The following is a 16,453-nucleotide window of genomic DNA, read 5'->3' on the forward strand; positions in this document are numbered from 1 at the left end:
ACTGCGACAGTGGATGAGCCCATGCTACGTATTCGCGATATCACCTATTCGGTTGAAGGCCGCCCTCTGTTCGAAGAGGCCAGTGCCACCATTCCCAATGGCCATAAAGTTGGTCTTGTGGGGCGCAACGGCACCGGCAAAACAACCCTGTTTCGCCTTATTCGCGGCGAGTTGGCGCTTGAAACCGGTGCCATAACCCTGCCGTCAAAGGCGCAGATTGGCGGCATCGCCCAAGAGGCGCCCTCTTCCAATGTGTCGCTGATCGACACCGTGCTGGCAGCCGCTACCGAACGCGCCGCACTGATGGCCGAGGCCGAGACGGCCACCGATCCGACACGCATTGCCGAGGTGCAGACCCGGCTGGCCGATATCGACGCCTGGTCCGCCGAGGCCCGCGCCGCCTCGATCCTCAAAGGTCTGGGTTTTGACGAAGAGGCGCAGCAGCGGCCCTGCTCTGATTTTTCGGGCGGCTGGCGCATGCGGGTCGCCCTGGCGGCGGTGCTGTTTTCCGAGCCTGATCTGTTGCTGCTGGATGAGCCCACCAACTATCTTGACCTGGAGGGGGCGCTGTGGCTTGAGGCCTATCTGGTCAAATATCCCCATACCGTGATCATCATCAGCCACGACCGTGAGCTGCTGAACCGGTCGGTGGGCGGCATTCTGCATCTGGAGGATCGCCAGCTGACCTATTACGGCGGCAACTACGACCAGTTCGCCCGCCAGCGTGCCGCCAACCGGGCCAATCAGGCGGCCCAGGCCAAAAAACAAGACGCACGACGCGCCCACCTGCAAAGCTTTGTCGATCGCTTCAAGGCCAAGGCCAGCAAGGCCAAACAGGCGCAGAGCCGGGTAAAAATGCTGGAAAAGATGGAGACCATCCGCGCGCCCGAAGATGCCGCCCGCACTGTTTTCACTTTCCCGACGCCAGAAGAACTGTCGCCGCCCATTATTGCCACCGAAGGCGTCTCGGTTGGCTATGACGGCAAGGCAATCCTGAGCAAGCTGGACCTGCGCATCGATCAGGACGACCGCATTGCCCTGCTTGGCAAGAACGGTGAGGGCAAATCCACCCTGTCCAAAATGCTCTCGGCGCGGCTGTCCCCTATGGGCGGCAAGATGGCGCAATCGAGCAAATTGCGCATCGGCTTTTTTGCTCAGCATCAGGTGGATGAGCTCTATATTGATGAGACACCGTTGCAGCACCTGATCCGCGAGCGCCCCACTGAGGGCCAACCACGTCTGCGGGCGCGGCTGGCCGGATTCGGGCTGGGCGCCGATCAGGCTGACACCGCTGTGGGCCGCCTGTCTGGGGGGCAAAAGGCGCGTCTGTCCTTGCTGTTGGCGACACTGGATGCCCCACATCTGTTGATCCTCGATGAGCCGACCAACCACCTGGATATCGAAAGCCGCGAGGCCCTGGTTGAGGCACTAACCGCCTATACCGGTGCGGTGATCCTGGTCAGCCACGACATGCACCTGCTCAGCCTGGTAGCAGACCGGCTGTGGTTGGTGTCAAAGGGTACAGTGAAACCCTATGAGGGCGATCTCGCCTCTTATCGGTCTTTGTTGCTGGAAAAAGACAAGCCAGCCCCCAAGGACAAGCCGGTCAAGAAGGAAAAGCCAAAGCCAGCACGCCCCTCGCGGGATGCAATCCTGGCGCTGCGCAAGGAAGCGCGCAAATCCGAAGAGCGTGTCACCAAGCTGACCCAGATGAAAGACAAGCTGGATACCAAGCTGGCAGACCCAGAGCTTTACGAACCCGAGAAAAAAGACGAGGCTCGGGTTTGGCAGGGTAAACATGCCGAGGTCATCACCGCGCTGGAACGGGCGGAGCTGCTATGGATGCGCGCCCTGGAAAAACTGGAAAAAGCTGAGGCTCTATGATCGACACTGCCTTTTTGATCACCTCTTTTGTGACGCTCTTTGTGATCATTGATCCTATTGGGCTCACCCCGATCTTTTTGGCACTTACCCAGGGGGCAACCCCGCACGAGCGGCGCTCCATTGCGCTGCGCGCCGCCCTGACGGCGATGTGCCTGCTGGCGCTCTTTACCGCCTTTGGCGAGGCGGTCTTGGGGTTTGCAGGCATTTCCATGGCTGCATTCCGGGTGGCTGGCGGCGTTTTGCTGTTTCTTACCGCGTTGGACATGTTGTTCGAGCGCCGCACCAAACGGCGGGAAAATCAGGGTGAAGAGGCTGTTGAGGCCGATGATCCCTCCGTTTTCCCCCTGTCGATCCCGCTGATCGCGGGCCCTGGATCCATCGCAACGGTGATCCTGCTGGCCGGGCAAAAACCGGGGCTTGAAGGCTTTGCCCTGGTGATGGCTGTGGTCTTTGCAGTGCTGACCGTGATGTTGACCATGTTTCTGGCCTCTGGCCTGTTTGAGCGTGCCCTTGGCAAGACCGGCATCAATGTGGTGACCCGGCTGCTGGGGATGCTACTCGCTGCCCTGTCGGTGCAGTTTGTGCTGGATGGTCTGCGTGATTTTGGCTTTGCCAGCTAGACCGACGTTTGCACCACAAAAGAAAGGCACACGAGATCCATGGAAGACCTAGATTATGGGCGCCTGCTCTATCTTTTGTTACTGCTCTGTGCGGTTGGCTCCTGGGTCTTTGTGCAAACGCGGCAAAACCTCAGTACAACGCTGCAACAGATGGCGATTTGGGTCTTTATCTTTCTGGGGGTTATCGCCGGTTACGGGCTGTGGGACGACATTCGCCAAACCGTACGGCCGCAACAATCGGTGATGAGCGAGGCCGGACGCGTCACCGTGCCGCGTTCTCAGGATGGTCATTACTATCTCACGCTGATGGTGAACGGGGCCAGGGTGGAGTTTCTGGTGGATACCGGCGCAAGCGAAGTTGTGCTCAGCACCCAGGACGCGCGCCGCGCTGGGTTTGATCCAGAAAAGCTGGCCTATTTGGGGCGCGCCAGTACGGCAAATGGCATTGTGCAGACCGCATCTGTTCGGGTTGATGAGCTGGCCCTGGGCGAGATCCGAGATCGCAATCTGCGGGTCTCTGTTACCCGGGGGGAAATGGATAAATCCCTGCTGGGTATGACCTATTTACAGCGATGGTCCAGCATTGAGATCCGCAATGGGGCGCTGGTGCTTACCCGCTGATCCGCCGCAGGGCTGGTGACACTTGCCGCCTCAAGCCTCTGCTTTCTTTTCCCAACGCCCTGATCCTTCGGACCAATATTGGGCAGAACAGCCCGCGCCTGTCAGGTTCTTCCATTGTCCGCGCGCCTGCTGAACCGCATCCGGGTCGGTGCCGTCAAACAGAATGCAGACACGCTCCAGCGCCTGAACCTCCTCCGGAGTCACCGCCGCGCCATCGACGGTCATCAAACAGTCCGGCGCATTGGCGCTCTCGGTTGTGGTGGTCAGCAAAATGGGCTGCAGCGCATCATGGGGGCCGCCCGCCAGGCCGTGCGCCAGAAAACTATCGGCACTGCCCTGCCAGAGGGTGTCATCCAGCCAGCTCATCCGGTCTGCCTGCTGGCCCCGTACCGCGATGCGCCAGCCTGCACCGCGCGCCTTTTGCAGCAAAACCGGAAGGGTTTCCTGCAAGGGGCGGCGGGTCAGGTGATAGAAATAGGCAGCGCCCATGGTCGGCCTATTCCGCTTCGAACTTATCATGCACCAAACGGTCCAAGGCCATGACACCCCAGCCGGTGGCACCTTTGGGCGCGTAGCTTGTCGCAGATGTCACCGAGGCGACACCGGCAATATCCAAGTGAATCCAGGGCATATCGTCCTTGATAAAGCGTTTGAGGAACTGCGCCGCAGTGATCGAGCCTGCAGGGCGGCCACCCACGTTTTTCATATCGGCAATCCGCGATTTCAGCTGATCGTCATAGCCCTGCCCAAGCGGCAGGCGCCAAGCGCCTTCATCACTGGCTTTGGCCGCCTTGAGGAAGCCATTGCACAGGGGATCGTCATTTGAAAAAACACCCGCGTTTTCATGGCCCAAGCCAATGATCACCGCGCCGGTCAGGGTGGCCAGATCAATGACGCCACAGGGTTTGAACCGCTCCTGCGCGTACCACAGCACATCACAGAGCACCAAGCGCCCCTCGGCATCGGTATTGATCACCTCTACGGTGTCGCCCTTCATGGATTTCACCACATCGCCGGGACGGGTGGCATTGCCCGAAGGCATGTTTTCCACCAGACCAACCAGCCCCACCACATTGGCGCGGGCCTTGCGCAGGGCCAGCGCCTTCATGGTGCCGACAACCACACCGGCGCCGCCCATGTCCATGGTCATGTCTTCCATGCCTGCGGCGGGCTTGAGCGAGATTCCACCAGTGTCAAACACCACGCCCTTCCCGACCAAGGCCAGTGGAGCATCGCCTTTGGCCCCGCCTTTCCAGTTCATGATTGCAACCTTGGAGGGGCTGTCCGAGCCCTGCCCGACACACAGCAGTGCCCCCATGCCAAGCTCTTGCAGCTGCGATTCATCCAGGATTTCGACCTCAAGCCCAATCTCAGACATGTCTTCGATCCGGCGGGCGAATTCGCTGGTGGTCAGCACATTGGCAGGCTCATTGACCAGATCGCGGGTCATGTGAACGCCCTCCGCGACTGCGGCCAATGGCGCATAGGCGGCTGCCATTTCGTCATGGGCCTTGTGCGCAATGATGATCTCGGGGGCGGGTTTTGGCTCTTGCGCGGCTTTGTGCCGGTCAAATCCATAGCTGCGCAGCGCCATCCCCATCGCCAGCTCGGCGGCCTTTGGAATCGAACCTGCCATCACCGTCATGGTTTTCTGTGGCGCCGCAACGATCAGCTTGGCGCCGGCCTGGCGCGCCTCGATTGGGGTGATGCGCCGCGGCAGGACCAGAACAAGCAGTGCTTCTGCCGCCATGCCTGTCGGCCAGGCCAGGGAAATCACCTTGCCCGATTTGTGGCTTTCAAACTCCGGCGCCGCGATCAGCCGTGCGAGGGCGCCTTTGGTCAGGCGGTTGGCACTGCGCGCGGCCTGATCCATCACCCCTTCGGGGGTGACCAGAACCACAACATGGCCGGTCATCCCTGAAAGGGCCTTTGGGTCATAATCGGCAAAACGGATAGCGGGCAATGTGCGCATAATCTTGGGGCTCCTGTCGGAATGTGGTCTTGTTTTGATGAGACAATACGTAACCGCGGCTCTGTGCAATAGCCAGCCCCCAAGCGGCCGACCGGGCCAGCCGAAAGGGAAACCCCAGCCACCCGGCTTTGCAAACCTCCGCCAACCGATGATAGGCCGGCAAAATTACGCAGTTAGCAGTTTTCCCCGTGAAACAATTCCTCTAAGGTTCCGCAAAACGATACTGGCAGGGTCTGGGGGGATCAAATGTCACGCTTTGACAGATATGTCCTGTCGCAATACCTGCTGTTTTTCAGCTTTTTTGCGCTCATTCTTGTTGCGGTCTTCTGGGTCAACCGGGCCGTTGTGCTGTTTGACCGGCTGATTGGTGACGGCCAGACGGCAATTGTCTTTTTGGAATTCACCGCCCTCACCCTGCCCAACCTGATCCGCATGGTGCTGCCTGTGGCGGTCTTTGCCGCTGCGGTCTGGGTGACCAACCGGCTGCAAAGCGAAAGTGAGCTGACCGTCCTGCAGGCCACCGGCACAAGCCCCTGGCAAATGGCACGGCCGGCCCTGGGTTTTGGGTTGATCACAGCGCTGATGATGTCTGTTCTGACCCATTTCCTGCTGCCCAGCTCGATCGGCCAACTGGCGCTGCGTGAGCAGGAGATTTCGCGAAATGTTACCGCCAAACTATTGACTGAGGGGCATTTTCTTCATCCGACCAAGGGCGTTACCTTCTACATCCGGCAGATCGATTCCAATGGGACACTCAATGACGTCTTTCTGTCTGACCGCCGCGATCCAAATCAAAGCATGACCTATACCGGTGCGCGTGCTTTTCTGGTGCGTGACGAGGGCAAAACCCACCTGATCATGGTCAACGGAATGGCGCAGCGCCTCGACAATCGAACAAAGCAGATGTCCACCACCAATTTTTCTGACTTCTCCTATGACATCAGCTCCCTGGTCAACAAAAGCACAATAACACAGCGCAATATCCGCGAGATTTCCAGTTGGGAACTGCTGCGAAACCGGGAGGACATCAACCTCTCTGATGGCTACAGCCTGGGCGCGCTGGCAGAGGAATTCCACCTGCGCTTTGCCCGCGCATTGATCTGTATTGCGGTGGCACTGATTGGATTCTCTGCGCTGATGATCGGGTCACACTCCCGGTTTGGCGTTTGGCGGCAGGCGCTGCTGGCCTTTTTGTTGTTGATCATCGTCGAAGGCCTGCGGGGAGTTGTGTCGGAGCCGGTGCGAACGAATCCCGATCTGTGGCCGCTCATTTACCTGCCTGCCCTGATTGGCCTGGTGATTGCAGTTGGCTTTCTGCAACTGGCAGCGCATCCACTGGCCCCGCGTCGCCGGGCGCGCCGGACCGTCGCGCCCCTACAAACTGGCCGCCAGGAGACCGGATCATGAAGCTGGATCTGTATTATGCCCGACGGTTCTTGCAATGGTTTGCAGTGATCTGTGGCGTGTTGATGACCCTGGTTATTCTCATCGACCTGAATGAACAAATCCGCCGGTTTGATGCCTATGATGTGAGCGCTGGAAAAATTGTCGGCCTTACGCTTCTCAATGCCCCTGCAGCGCTCAGCGAGTTCCTGCCGCTGATTATGATCCTGACCACCATTGTGTTGTTTGTCGGTCTTGCCCGCAGCAGCGAGTTAGTGGTGACACGGGCGATTGGCCGTTCAGGCATTCGTGCGCTGGCGGCGCCGGTTCTGGTGGCCGGGTTGCTGGGGCTACTGGCGGTGAGCACCCTTAACCCGATTGTTGCGGCGACCACCAACCTATCCAAAAGCCTGGCCGACACCTATCGCACCGGCGGCCCCTCGGCCCTGTCACTCTCCGGAGAAGGGCTGTGGCTGCGCCAGGGGGGTGCCAACGGTCAGTCCGTAATCCATGCCAGCTCTTACGGCGGCGGGCGCGACGACATTGTGCTCTATGATGTCACCATCCTTGCCTATGCGCCCCGTGGTGGCCCAATCCGGCAAATCATTGCCGAAACCGCCCGGCTGGACGGAGATGAATGGCTGCTGCACAAGGCCAAGGCCTGGCATATGACGGCAGGTCTCAACCCTGAAAGATCTGCCGCCAACCATGACACCCTGCGGATACCAACCTCGTTGACGCAGGACCGCATTCGCGACACGCTGGGATCGGCGGATGGGATTTCGGTCTATGATCTGCCAACCACCATTCGCGATCTCGCCGAAGCTGGCTTTGCCACCAAACGCTATCAGGTCTGGTACCAGGTAGAACTGGCCCGGCCCCTATTCCTGATTGCCATGGTGCTGGTTGGTGCCGCCTTTACCATGCGCCACACCCGGTTTGGCGGAACCGGCCTTGCCGTGCTCACTGCTGTGTTATTAGGCTTTGGACTGTACTTTATACGAAATTTTGCGCAAATTCTGGGTGAGAATGGCCAGATTCCGGTGGCCCTGGCCGCCTGGGCTCCGCCGGTTGCCTCGATACTGCTGACGATGGGACTACTATTACATGCTGAGGACGGATAATATGCGCCGCGCCCTATTGCTCTCGGTGGTCTTGCCCTGGCTGGCGATCACTTCTCCTGCGGCAGCGCAGCAAAACGGAGCTGCGCCTGCGGCGGCGCAGCCTGCCATACTGGTTGCGGATCAATTGTTTATCACCCCCGATCGGCAATTGATCGCAAAAGGAAATGTCGAGGCGTTCCAAGGCGATGTCCGACTACAGGCGCAACGGGTCATCTTTGAAGAAAGCTCTGGCACCCTGCAAATCGAAGGCCCGATCCGCATCGATCAGGGCGGCGATGTGACCATTCTCGCCAATGCCGCCGAACTGGACCGAAGCCTGCGCGACGGGCTTTTGACCGGGGCGCGGATGATCTTTAAGCAGCAGTTGCAGCTGGCATCCCTGCAAATGACCCGCGTGGGCGGTCGCTATACGCAGCTCTACAAAACCTCGGTGACCTCGTGCCATGTCTGCGAAGATGGCAAGCCGCCGCTTTGGCAGATCCGCGCCGGACGGGTCATCCATGACCAGGTTGAACAGCAGCTCTATTTTGAAAACGCCCAGGTCAGAATTCTGGATGTTCCGGTGTTTTACTTCCCCGCCGTGCGTCTGCCGGATCCCAACCTAAAGCGCACCAGCGGTTTTCTGGTGCCCTCAACCCGGACCACCTCGAACCTCGGGACCGGGATCAAAGTTCCTTATTTCTTCACGCTGGGCGACAGCCGAGATCTGACCCTGTCGCCCTATCTTTCCGGCAGCACCAGAACCCTGGAGGCCCGCTATCGGCAGGCCTTTCGACATGGCACTATAGAGCTCGAAGGGGCCTATACCCGCGATGACCTGCAGCGAGGCGAAGACCGCGGGTATTTTTTTGCGACGGGCCTGTTTGAGCTGCCACGGGATTTCCAGCTGGAGTTTGACCTCAAGACGGTTTCGGATGACGCCTATATTGCGGATTACAGCCTGCCCGACCTTGACCGCCTGCGCTCCGAAGTCACCCTGACGCGATCCACCCGGGACAGCCTGCTGCACGCGGCGCTGACCAACTTCAAGACCCTGCGCGACAGCGAAGATCAGGATCTCATCCCGTCGTCCATCGGCGAGGTTTATTTTCAAAAGCGCTATTTCCCGACCTCCATTGGCGGTGAAACCCGGCTCACACTCGAAGCCCACGGTCACAACCGAACCTCAGATCAGGAAGGCAACCTGACCACCACCAACGGGCGCGACCACGGACGTGTCACCGCAGACCTCGATTGGCGCCGCAGTTGGCAATTGGCCGGTGGGGTATTGCTGGAATGGGAGATCGGATCGGCAATTGAAGGGTTTACCACCTATGACGATTCCTACTTTTCCGAACACAGTTCGCGCCTTACCCCCAGATCCGCGCTCACCCTGCGCCTGCCCATGTCCAAAACCGACTCCAGCGGCGCCGCCCAGTTCTTTGAACCCATTGTGCAACTGGGCTGGAGCAATGTGATTGGTGACAGCGTTGCCCAGGACGAAAGCAACTATGTTGAATTTGACCAGGCCAATCTGTTGTCCCTGTCGCGGTTCCCGGCCTCAGACGCGCGCGAAGACGGGCTGGCTCTCGCCTATGGCTTCAACTGGGCGCGCTTTGCCACCAGTGGCTGGCAGGCCTATGCAACAGTGGGCCAAGTCATCCGCCAGGATGCTGACACCCGTTTTACCAAAACCTCTGGCCTGGGGGGCACCACCTCGGACCTGCTGTTGGCGGGGCAATTGAAATTCAACGACGGCATCGCCCTCACGGCGCGTGGCTTGCTGAATGATTCCCTGAACTTTTCCAAAGCGGAGCTGCGTGGGGATTGGTACCGCGATGCGCTGGCCGTTTCTGGCAGCTATCTCTGGCTTGGCAGCGACCCAAATGAAAACCGGATTACCGAAACCTCTGAGATCTGGTTTGATGGCTCTTACGAGGTCTCGACCAGCTGGAAAGCCAGTGCCAGCCTGCGCTATGATATTTCCGATGCACGGGCCACGCGGGCAGGACTTGGCCTAGCCTACAGCAACGAATGCGTAACGGTCGACCTTTCGGTAAACCGTCGCTATACCTCGACAACAAGCGTAGATCCCTCAACGGATTTTGGGTTTTCAATTTCCATGAACGGATTCTCAGTCAATAACAGTAGCAAACAGTACAGGCGATCATGCAGACAATCTTGACCCAGGCCTTCTCGGCGTCCTTGATCCGAAGCCTTTCCAAAGCGACGGTGGCTCTTACCTTAAGCTTGGCACTCTCTTCAACAGCGGCCCCAGTGGCTGCCCAGGGGCTATTTTCGCCCGCAGTGACCGTCGACAGCGCAGTGATTACGCAGTACGAATTGCAACAGCGCGCGTTGTTCATGGGCGTTTTGCGGACTCCTGGCAACCCAGAGATCATGGCCCGCGAAGAGCTTATCAAAGACCGGCTCAAGATGGCTGAACTTGACCGGGTTGGCATTTCTCCATCAGAGGAAGACATTACCGCAGGCATGACTGAGCTTGCCGGGCGGGCTAATTTGTCACTCAATGAATTCCTGACCGTTCTCAAACAATCCGGGATTGAGCCAGAAACGGTACGCGATTTTACCAAAGTGGGCATAGGCTGGCGCGAATATGTGGGCGGACGGTTCCTATCCCGGGCACGCCCCACAGAGGTGGAGATTGACCGTGCGATGGGCCAGGCCGGGTCAGGTGGGGTGCAGGTTCTGCTGTCCGAATTGATCGTGCCAATCAACGAACAGAATGCGGAGCAGGTCCAAAACCTGACCGATCAGGTTGGGGAAATAACCAGTTTTGCGGCCTTTTCTTCGGCCGCTACCCAATATTCGGCCTCAGACAGCCGGAACAATGGCGGCCGCTTGCCCTGGATGAACTTGACCAAACTGCCACCGCAGCTGCAACCCGTTGTTCTTGCGCTTGACCCCGGCGAAATCACTGAGCCCCTGCCGTTGCAGGGGGCCGTGGCAATGTTCCAGATGCGCGGCGTCCGCGAAGTGACCGGCAGTCGCCAAACCTATTCTGCGATCGACTACGCCAGCTATTACATCCCCGGTGGCCGCAGCGCCGAAACCCTGGCCCAGGCCCAGAAGATTGCGGATAGCCTCGACACCTGTGAGGACCTTTACGGCGTCGCAAAGGACCAGGACCCGAGCGTTCTGGACCGCCAAAGCCTGGTGCCCGCAGAAATTCCTCAGGATATCGGCATTGAGCTGGCCAAACTGGACCCAAATGAGATTTCCCTGTCTCTCACCCGCAACCAGGGCCAAACACTGGTTTTGTTGATGCTTTGCGGTCGCACTGCACAGCTGGGCGAAGGCGAATCTCGTGAAACCGTCGCCAACGCCCTGACGCACCAACGGCTGACCTCTTTGGCGGACAGCTTTCTGGAACAGCTTCGGGCGGACGCCCTGATCATCGAAAAATGATCTGCTCCGGTCGCCCCCTGCGTCCCATCGCACTCAGCTGCGGGGAACCCGCCGGGATTGGTCCTGAGATCACCGTTAAAGCCTGGCAGCTCTTGAAAAAGAGCTGCCCGTTTTTTTGGATTGGGGACCCACGCCACCTGCCACAGGACACCCCTGTTGCGCTGATCAAAACGCCTGGTGAGGCCCTGGACCTTTGCGCACAGGCGCTACCGGTTTTGCCTTTGCAGTTTGCAGGATCCGCCATCAAGGGCGAAGCTGATCCCAAAAATGCGCCAGGGGTGGTGCAGTCTATTGAACGCGGTGTTGAACTGGTTCAATCGGGTGCGGCCTCAGCGCTGTGTACCGCGCCGATACACAAAAAGGCGCTGATTGATGGGGCGCAGTTTGCCTTTCCCGGCCATACCGAGTTTCTGGCTCATCTGGCAGTCCGCAGCCGCGTGGTGATGATGCTGGCCAGCCCCGCCCTGCGGGTGGTTCCCGCCACCATCCATATCGCCCTGAGCGCGGTCCCGCGCACCCTCACCCCAGAGCTGCTGCGTGAGGTAATCGCCATCACTGCCCAAGGCCTGCAAACCCAATTTGGCATTGCCCATCCGCGTATTGCGGTTGCGGGGTTGAACCCCCATGCGGGTGAAGGTGGCGCCATGGGCCAGGAAGAGCTGGTGTGGATCAATGATCTTGTCAGCGAATTGAACACGGATCAGCTTACGCTTACCGGGCCACATCCGGCGGATACCCTGTTTCATGCCCGCGCCCGCGCCCGCTATGATGCGGCCATCTGCATGTATCACGATCAGGCGCTGATCCCGATCAAAACGCTGGATTTTGATCGCGGCGTCAATGTCACCCTGGGCCTGCCTTTTATCCGTACCTCACCAGATCATGGCACCGCCTTTGATATTGCAGGCACGGGCCAGGCTAATCCATCCAGTCTCATCGAGGCGCTGAAACTGGCTCAGAGCATGGCGCAGCGCAGCACCCAACAGGGGTGACAGAGGCGTCATCCCCTTGACGGCTCTCAGCCGACTGCCTATCCCTCCCCCACCCTTTCTTTGACTGGCGCCCCGCAAGGCCGCGCGCCCTGGACATACCGCAATGAGCGCCATCGACTCCCTGCCTCCCCTGCGTGAGGTCATCGACACCCATCAGCTGCTGGCGCGTAAATCGCTGGGGCAGAACTTTCTGCTGGATCTCAACCTCACCTCAAAAATCGCCCGCCAAGCCGGCGATCTCAGCGAATGTGACGTGCTGGAGATTGGCCCCGGTCCCGGTGGCTTGACCCGTGGGTTGCTTGCCGAAGGGGCGCGCCGGGTTCTTGCGGTGGAAAAAGACAGCCGTTGCATGCCTGCCCTGGCAGAAATTGCCGAGGCCTATCCCGGCAGGCTGGAGCTGATCAATGGTGACGCACTTGACGTGGATCCGCTGGCGCATCTCACCCCGCCGGTTCGGATTGCAGCCAATCTTCCCTATAATGTCGGTACCGAACTGCTGGTGCGCTGGCTCACCCCCAAGGACTGGCCGCCCTTCTGGCAAAGCCTCACCCTGATGTTTCAACGCGAGGTCGCCGAACGTATCGTCGCCCAACCCGGCACCAAGGCCTATGGCCGTCTGGCCCTCTTGGCGCAGTGGCGCGCGGATGCGCAGATTGTCCTCTCACTGCCCCCCGAAGCCTTCAGCCCGCCTCCCAAGGTCCATAGCGCGGTAGTGCATCTCACCGCGCTGGAGCAGCCGCGCTTTCCTGCGGATGCCGCCACCCTGTCCCGGGTGGTCGCAGCGGGCTTTAATCAGCGCCGTAAAATGCTGCGCGCCAGCCTCAAAAGCGTGGCACCGGGAATTGAGGACCACCTGAAAGCCGCAGGTATTGCCCCAACCGAACGGGCCGAACAGGTCAGCCTGGAAGAGTTCTGCGCCCTGGCCCGCAGCATCAAACCGCTGGACTGACCGCTGGACTGACCGGCGCGGCCACTGCCCCACAGCTGCTCTTATAGCTCGCAAAAAAACCGGCCTTCAGATGAAGGCCGGTTTTCTACTTCGATCCCATGGTCAAGAATATTAACCGGAATTATTCGGCCGCTTCCGGTGCATCCTCGGGTTTTGGCTTGGGCTTTCTGGCCCGGGGTGCACGCTTTGGTTTGGCTTCCTTGTCAGTCTCTGCTGCAGCAGGGGCCTCGCCCTCAGCTGCGGCTGGAGCTGCCGTTGCATCACCGCTGGGTTTTGCAGCCGCTGGTTTGCGTCCGCGCGGTTTGCGGGGCGCTGGTTTTTTCGGCGCGTCAGCAGGCGACTGCCCTTTGCTTTCTGGTGTGTCCACCAGGCCGCTGTCCTGACCGCTGCCTGCGCCCGCATCACGCGGGTCAATCACATCAGGCTGCGGCGCATTGGCCGGATCCTGACGGGGCGCATCCTGCCGTGCAGCGGCATCGCTCTGGTTCTCAGCACTGGGCTGACCAGATTGAGGCTGTTGATGACGCGCAGACTGGGGCTGGGATTGGGGCTGCTGTTGCGCCTGATTGGCGGTTGCTTCCCGCTCCTGACGCTCAAGCCGTTCAGCCCGCTCGCGGTCACGATCGGCTTGCCGTTCGCGGTTCTGGCGTTCCTGATCTTCCCGGCGGGCATCAATTTCGCGCTGAGCTTCGTTCAGAAGACGCAGGTAATGTTCCGCATGCTGCTGAAAGTTCTCAGCGGCGACCCGGTCATTGCTGAGCTGCGCATCGCGTGTCAGCTGGTTGTATTTATCAATGATCTGCTGCGGAGTCCCGCGCACCTTGCCCTCTGGGCCGGAGCTGTCGAAGACGCGATTTACAACATTGACCCCATTGGGGCGGTTCCGGTTCGACTTGGAACGCGAACGTGATTTTGACGATCTCATATGCCTAACGTCAGCCTTAAATTACATGTGTCCTGGATCTACTTCAGCGCTTCATTACGCCGGATGATCGACTATTTTGGGCTTGGTGTCGCTGGGAGGTAGAGTAACCTCACCGTTTTTGAGCGACACTTTGAGTAACCACTTTCTATGGCCCCAGACAAGGGGCGCACCTCATATTTCGTGAAGTTTCTTTCAAAAACACAAATTTTCGCACAAAAAAGCCGGATCAGGCTCCGTTTCGGGCAAAAACAACCCGGTCGCGTCCGTCAAGATCCGGGAGAATTGCGATATGTGTCAATCCGGCTTGCTGCAGCATTGCGGCGACGGCCCGCCCCTGTGTTGGGCCAATTTCCAAACACAACCGCCCGCCGGGGCGCAGATGTGCCCCCACCCCAGCGGCAAGCGCGCGGTAGGCTGCCAAGCCGTCACCGCCATCCGTCAGGGCAAGGTCCGGCTCATGCTCGCGCACCTCTGGCGACAGATCTGCCATCTCATGCTGCGCGATATAGGGCGGGTTCGAGACGATCAAATCAAAGCTGCCGGTGACATTTGAAAACCAGTCCGATTGCTGGATGTCGATGCGGGCCTCGACCCGGTGCAGAAGCGCATTGGCACTGGCCTGCAGGCAGGCGGCCTCGCTCAGGTCTACCCCCAGCCCGGTGGCCTGCGGGGTCTCTGCCAGCAGCGTCACCAGAATACAGCCAGAGCCAAGCCCCAGATCCAGCACCCGCTCAAAAGGCTGCGCCAGAGCGACCTCGATCAGGGTTTCGGTTTCCGGGCGCGGGTCCAGCACATCCTTTGAGACTTTGAAGCGGCGGCCGTAGAACTCCCGCTCGCCCAGTAAATGCGACACCGGCACCCGGACCGCCCGCAGCGCTATAAGCTGCTCGTAGCGTTCTGCCACATCGGGATCGAGTTCTTCAGGGGCAATCAGTGTCACCCGGCTGGCTTCGATCCGGGCGGCGTGGGCCAGCAGAAGGCGCGCATCCCGGGCCGGATCATCGACCCCGGCAGCCCGCAACCGGGCAGCGGCAGAGGCCATGGCCTGAGCCGCCGTCAGGATCTGAACCGAACTCATTGAACTGGCCTGCTCATTCACTGTCCCATTTCAGCCAATAGACGCGCCTGATTATCAGCGGTAAGCGCGTCGATGATTTCATCCAAGTCGCCCTGCAGGATTTGATCCAGCTTATAAAGCGTCAGGTTGATGCGGTGGTCAGACATGCGTCCCTGTGGGAAATTATAGGTGCGGATCCGTTCTGAGCGATCCCCCGACCCCACCTGGCTGGCGCGATCCGCAGAGCGTTCGCCATCAATGCGCTGACGTTCCAGATCATAAAGCCGCGCCCGCAGCACCTGCATGGCAATCTCGCGGTTTCGGTGCTGCGATTTTTCGGCGCTGACCACCATGACCCCGGTGGGAATATGGGTGATGCGCACGGCGGAATCGGTGGTGTTGACGTGCTGCCCACCGGCACCAGAGGCCCGCATGGTATCAATGCGGATATCGCCGGGGTCGATCTGCACATCGACCTCCTGCGCTTCCGGCAGCACAGCCACCGTCGCCGCAGAGGTGTGGATGCGACCACCGCTTTCGGTCACGGGGACACGTTGCACCCGGTGCACGCCGCTTTCATATTTCATCCGCGCAAAGACGTTTTCGCCCTTGATATGCGCCACGACCTCTTTGATCCCGCCCAGCTCGGTGGCCTGTTCTTCGATGATCTCGAACTTCCACCCGCGCGCCTCGGCATAGCGCTGATACATGCGCAGCAGGTCGCCCGCAAAAAGCGCCGCCTCATCGCCGCCGGTGCCGGGACGGATCTCCAGCATCGCAGGGCGCGCATCTGCGGCATCTTTGGGCAGGAGCGCCAGTTGCAAGGCCTCCTCCGCAACGGGCAGAGCCGCCTTGAGCTGGGGGATTTCATCCTCCGCCAGCTCCTTCATATCCGGGTCTGACAGCATGGCCTCAGCATCATCCAGATCTGTCAGCAGCTGGCGATAGGCGGTAATTTGTTCTGCAACCGGTTTGATCTCGGAATACTCACGCGCCAGATCTGCGATCTCAGCACCGCTGACACCCTCTGCCATTGCGGCTTCAAGATACTGAAACCGTTGCAGAATCTGCTCTAGCCGCTCTTCGGGGATCATCCGTGCCTCATTCTCATTCGGGGTGCTGTGCTGCCGCTTTGGCAGCCTGTTTTTTCTGTGATATGCTAGCTCCATGCAACATGCCAGAGCCCTTATCACTTTCGCACTGATCCTGGCGACAAGCCCGGGACTGGCAGATGTGGTTGGTCCCGGTGGCAAGGTGATCGACTGTTATTGCACCGACAAAAGCGGCGCGCGGGTCGATCTGGGTGAAATGCGCTGCCTGGATGTCGATGGGCGGCAGTTTCTGGCCCAGTGCCAAATGTCGCTCAACGTGCCGATGTGGCGGGAAGTGCAGGCCAATTGCCTGTCAGCCAAACTACAGCAGCCTGACCAGAAAAGGCCTTTACCCACGTCCTATTCCCTGGCACAGGCCCAGCTGCCTGATCTCTGATCCAGCACTGGCGACATGCCCCACTATGAT

General features: G+C 59.6%; 15 protein-coding genes. 10 read left to right on the plus strand and 5 right to left on the minus strand.

Annotated elements, in window-relative coordinates; genetic code table 11:
- The first annotated feature begins 21 nt into the window (after window positions 1-21).
- From JZI28_RS11105 to JZI28_RS11115, 3 genes are read left to right on the plus strand one after another with little or no spacing between them, the layout of a single operon-like run.
- A complete protein-coding gene (locus JZI28_RS11105) occupies window positions 22-1,884 on the plus strand; it encodes an ABC-F family ATP-binding cassette domain-containing protein (RefSeq protein WP_375697631.1) in 1,863 nt (620 codons plus the stop codon).
- A complete protein-coding gene (locus JZI28_RS11110) occupies window positions 1,881-2,504 on the plus strand; it encodes a MarC family protein (RefSeq protein WP_295454515.1) in 624 nt (207 codons plus the stop codon). The genes JZI28_RS11105 and JZI28_RS11110 overlap by 4 nt, the downstream gene beginning before the upstream one ends.
- Window positions 2,505-2,543: 39 nt before the next feature.
- On the plus strand, window positions 2,544-3,125 hold the full coding sequence (locus JZI28_RS11115) for a TIGR02281 family clan AA aspartic protease (RefSeq protein ID WP_295454513.1): 582 nt from the start codon (window positions 2,544-2,546) through the stop codon (window positions 3,123-3,125).
- A gap of 30 nt (window positions 3,126-3,155) precedes the next feature.
- Here the strand turns inward: JZI28_RS11115 and JZI28_RS11120 are convergent, their stop codons facing one another.
- Together JZI28_RS11120 and JZI28_RS11125 are read right to left on the minus strand one after the other, a co-directional pair.
- Window positions 3,156-3,614, minus strand: a complete 459-nt coding sequence (locus tag JZI28_RS11120; protein WP_375697632.1) for a DNA polymerase III subunit chi — start codon at window positions 3,612-3,614, stop codon at window positions 3,156-3,158.
- A 7-nt stretch (window positions 3,615-3,621) separates the two neighbouring features.
- Window positions 3,622-5,097: a leucyl aminopeptidase gene (locus JZI28_RS11125; protein WP_375697633.1), complete on the minus strand. Its 1,476-nt coding sequence runs from the start codon at window positions 5,095-5,097 to the stop codon at window positions 3,622-3,624.
- A 246-nt stretch (window positions 5,098-5,343) separates the two neighbouring features.
- Here JZI28_RS11125 and lptF point away from each other — a divergent pair, with 246 nt between their 5' ends.
- The 6 genes from lptF (at window position 5,344) to rsmA (ending at window position 12,953) form a co-directional block, all read left to right on the plus strand.
- Window positions 5,344-6,504: an LPS export ABC transporter permease LptF gene (gene lptF / locus JZI28_RS11130; protein ID WP_375697634.1), complete on the plus strand. Its 1,161-nt coding sequence runs from the start codon at window positions 5,344-5,346 to the stop codon at window positions 6,502-6,504.
- A complete protein-coding gene (lptG, locus tag JZI28_RS11135; RefSeq protein ID WP_348151053.1) occupies window positions 6,501-7,604 on the plus strand; it encodes an LPS export ABC transporter permease LptG in 1,104 nt (367 codons plus the stop codon). Before lptF ends, lptG begins: the two co-directional genes overlap by 4 nt.
- A 1-nt stretch (window position 7,605) precedes the next feature.
- The gene (locus JZI28_RS11140) at window positions 7,606-9,768 is read left to right on the plus strand and encodes an LPS-assembly protein LptD (RefSeq protein WP_375697635.1); all 2,163 of its coding nucleotides are present in this window, start codon (window positions 7,606-7,608) and stop codon (window positions 9,766-9,768) included.
- Complete coding sequence (locus JZI28_RS11145; RefSeq protein ID WP_375697637.1) at window positions 9,753-11,012, plus strand: peptidylprolyl isomerase; 1,260 nt, start codon at window positions 9,753-9,755, stop codon at window positions 11,010-11,012. Before JZI28_RS11140 ends, JZI28_RS11145 begins: the two co-directional genes overlap by 16 nt.
- Window positions 11,009-12,004, plus strand: a complete 996-nt coding sequence (gene pdxA, locus JZI28_RS11150; protein WP_375697638.1) for a 4-hydroxythreonine-4-phosphate dehydrogenase PdxA — start codon at window positions 11,009-11,011, stop codon at window positions 12,002-12,004. Before JZI28_RS11145 ends, pdxA begins: the two co-directional genes overlap by 4 nt.
- A gap of 103 nt (window positions 12,005-12,107) precedes the next feature.
- The gene (gene rsmA / locus JZI28_RS11155; protein WP_295454499.1) at window positions 12,108-12,953 is read left to right on the plus strand and encodes a 16S rRNA (adenine(1518)-N(6)/adenine(1519)-N(6))-dimethyltransferase RsmA; all 846 of its coding nucleotides are present in this window, start codon (window positions 12,108-12,110) and stop codon (window positions 12,951-12,953) included.
- A gap of 121 nt (window positions 12,954-13,074) precedes the next feature.
- Here rsmA and JZI28_RS11160 read toward each other — a convergent pair whose 3' ends face one another.
- From JZI28_RS11160 to prfA, 3 genes are all read right to left on the minus strand, one after another.
- Window positions 13,075-13,878 carry a DUF4167 domain-containing protein gene (locus tag JZI28_RS11160; RefSeq protein ID WP_375697640.1) on the minus strand — a complete coding sequence of 268 codons (804 nt, stop codon included), beginning with the start codon at window positions 13,876-13,878 and terminating at the stop codon, window positions 13,075-13,077.
- A 226-nt stretch (window positions 13,879-14,104) separates the two neighbouring features.
- Window positions 14,105-14,956 carry a peptide chain release factor N(5)-glutamine methyltransferase gene (prmC, locus tag JZI28_RS11165; RefSeq protein WP_375697642.1) on the minus strand — a complete coding sequence of 284 codons (852 nt, stop codon included), beginning with the start codon at window positions 14,954-14,956 and terminating at the stop codon, window positions 14,105-14,107.
- A 17-nt stretch (window positions 14,957-14,973) separates the two neighbouring features.
- The gene (gene prfA / locus JZI28_RS11170; RefSeq protein ID WP_295454494.1) at window positions 14,974-16,029 is read right to left on the minus strand and encodes a peptide chain release factor 1; all 1,056 of its coding nucleotides are present in this window, start codon (window positions 16,027-16,029) and stop codon (window positions 14,974-14,976) included.
- 73 nt (window positions 16,030-16,102) lie between these two features.
- On the opposite strand from prfA, the gene JZI28_RS11175 reads away from it, so the two are divergent.
- The gene (locus JZI28_RS11175; protein ID WP_375697644.1) at window positions 16,103-16,423 is read left to right on the plus strand and encodes a hypothetical protein; all 321 of its coding nucleotides are present in this window, start codon (window positions 16,103-16,105) and stop codon (window positions 16,421-16,423) included.
- The last annotated feature ends 30 nt before the right edge of the window (window positions 16,424-16,453 follow it).

Source organism: Pseudophaeobacter sp. TrK17 (assembly GCF_042192375.1).
GTDB lineage: Bacteria > Pseudomonadota > Alphaproteobacteria > Rhodobacterales > Rhodobacteraceae > Pseudophaeobacter.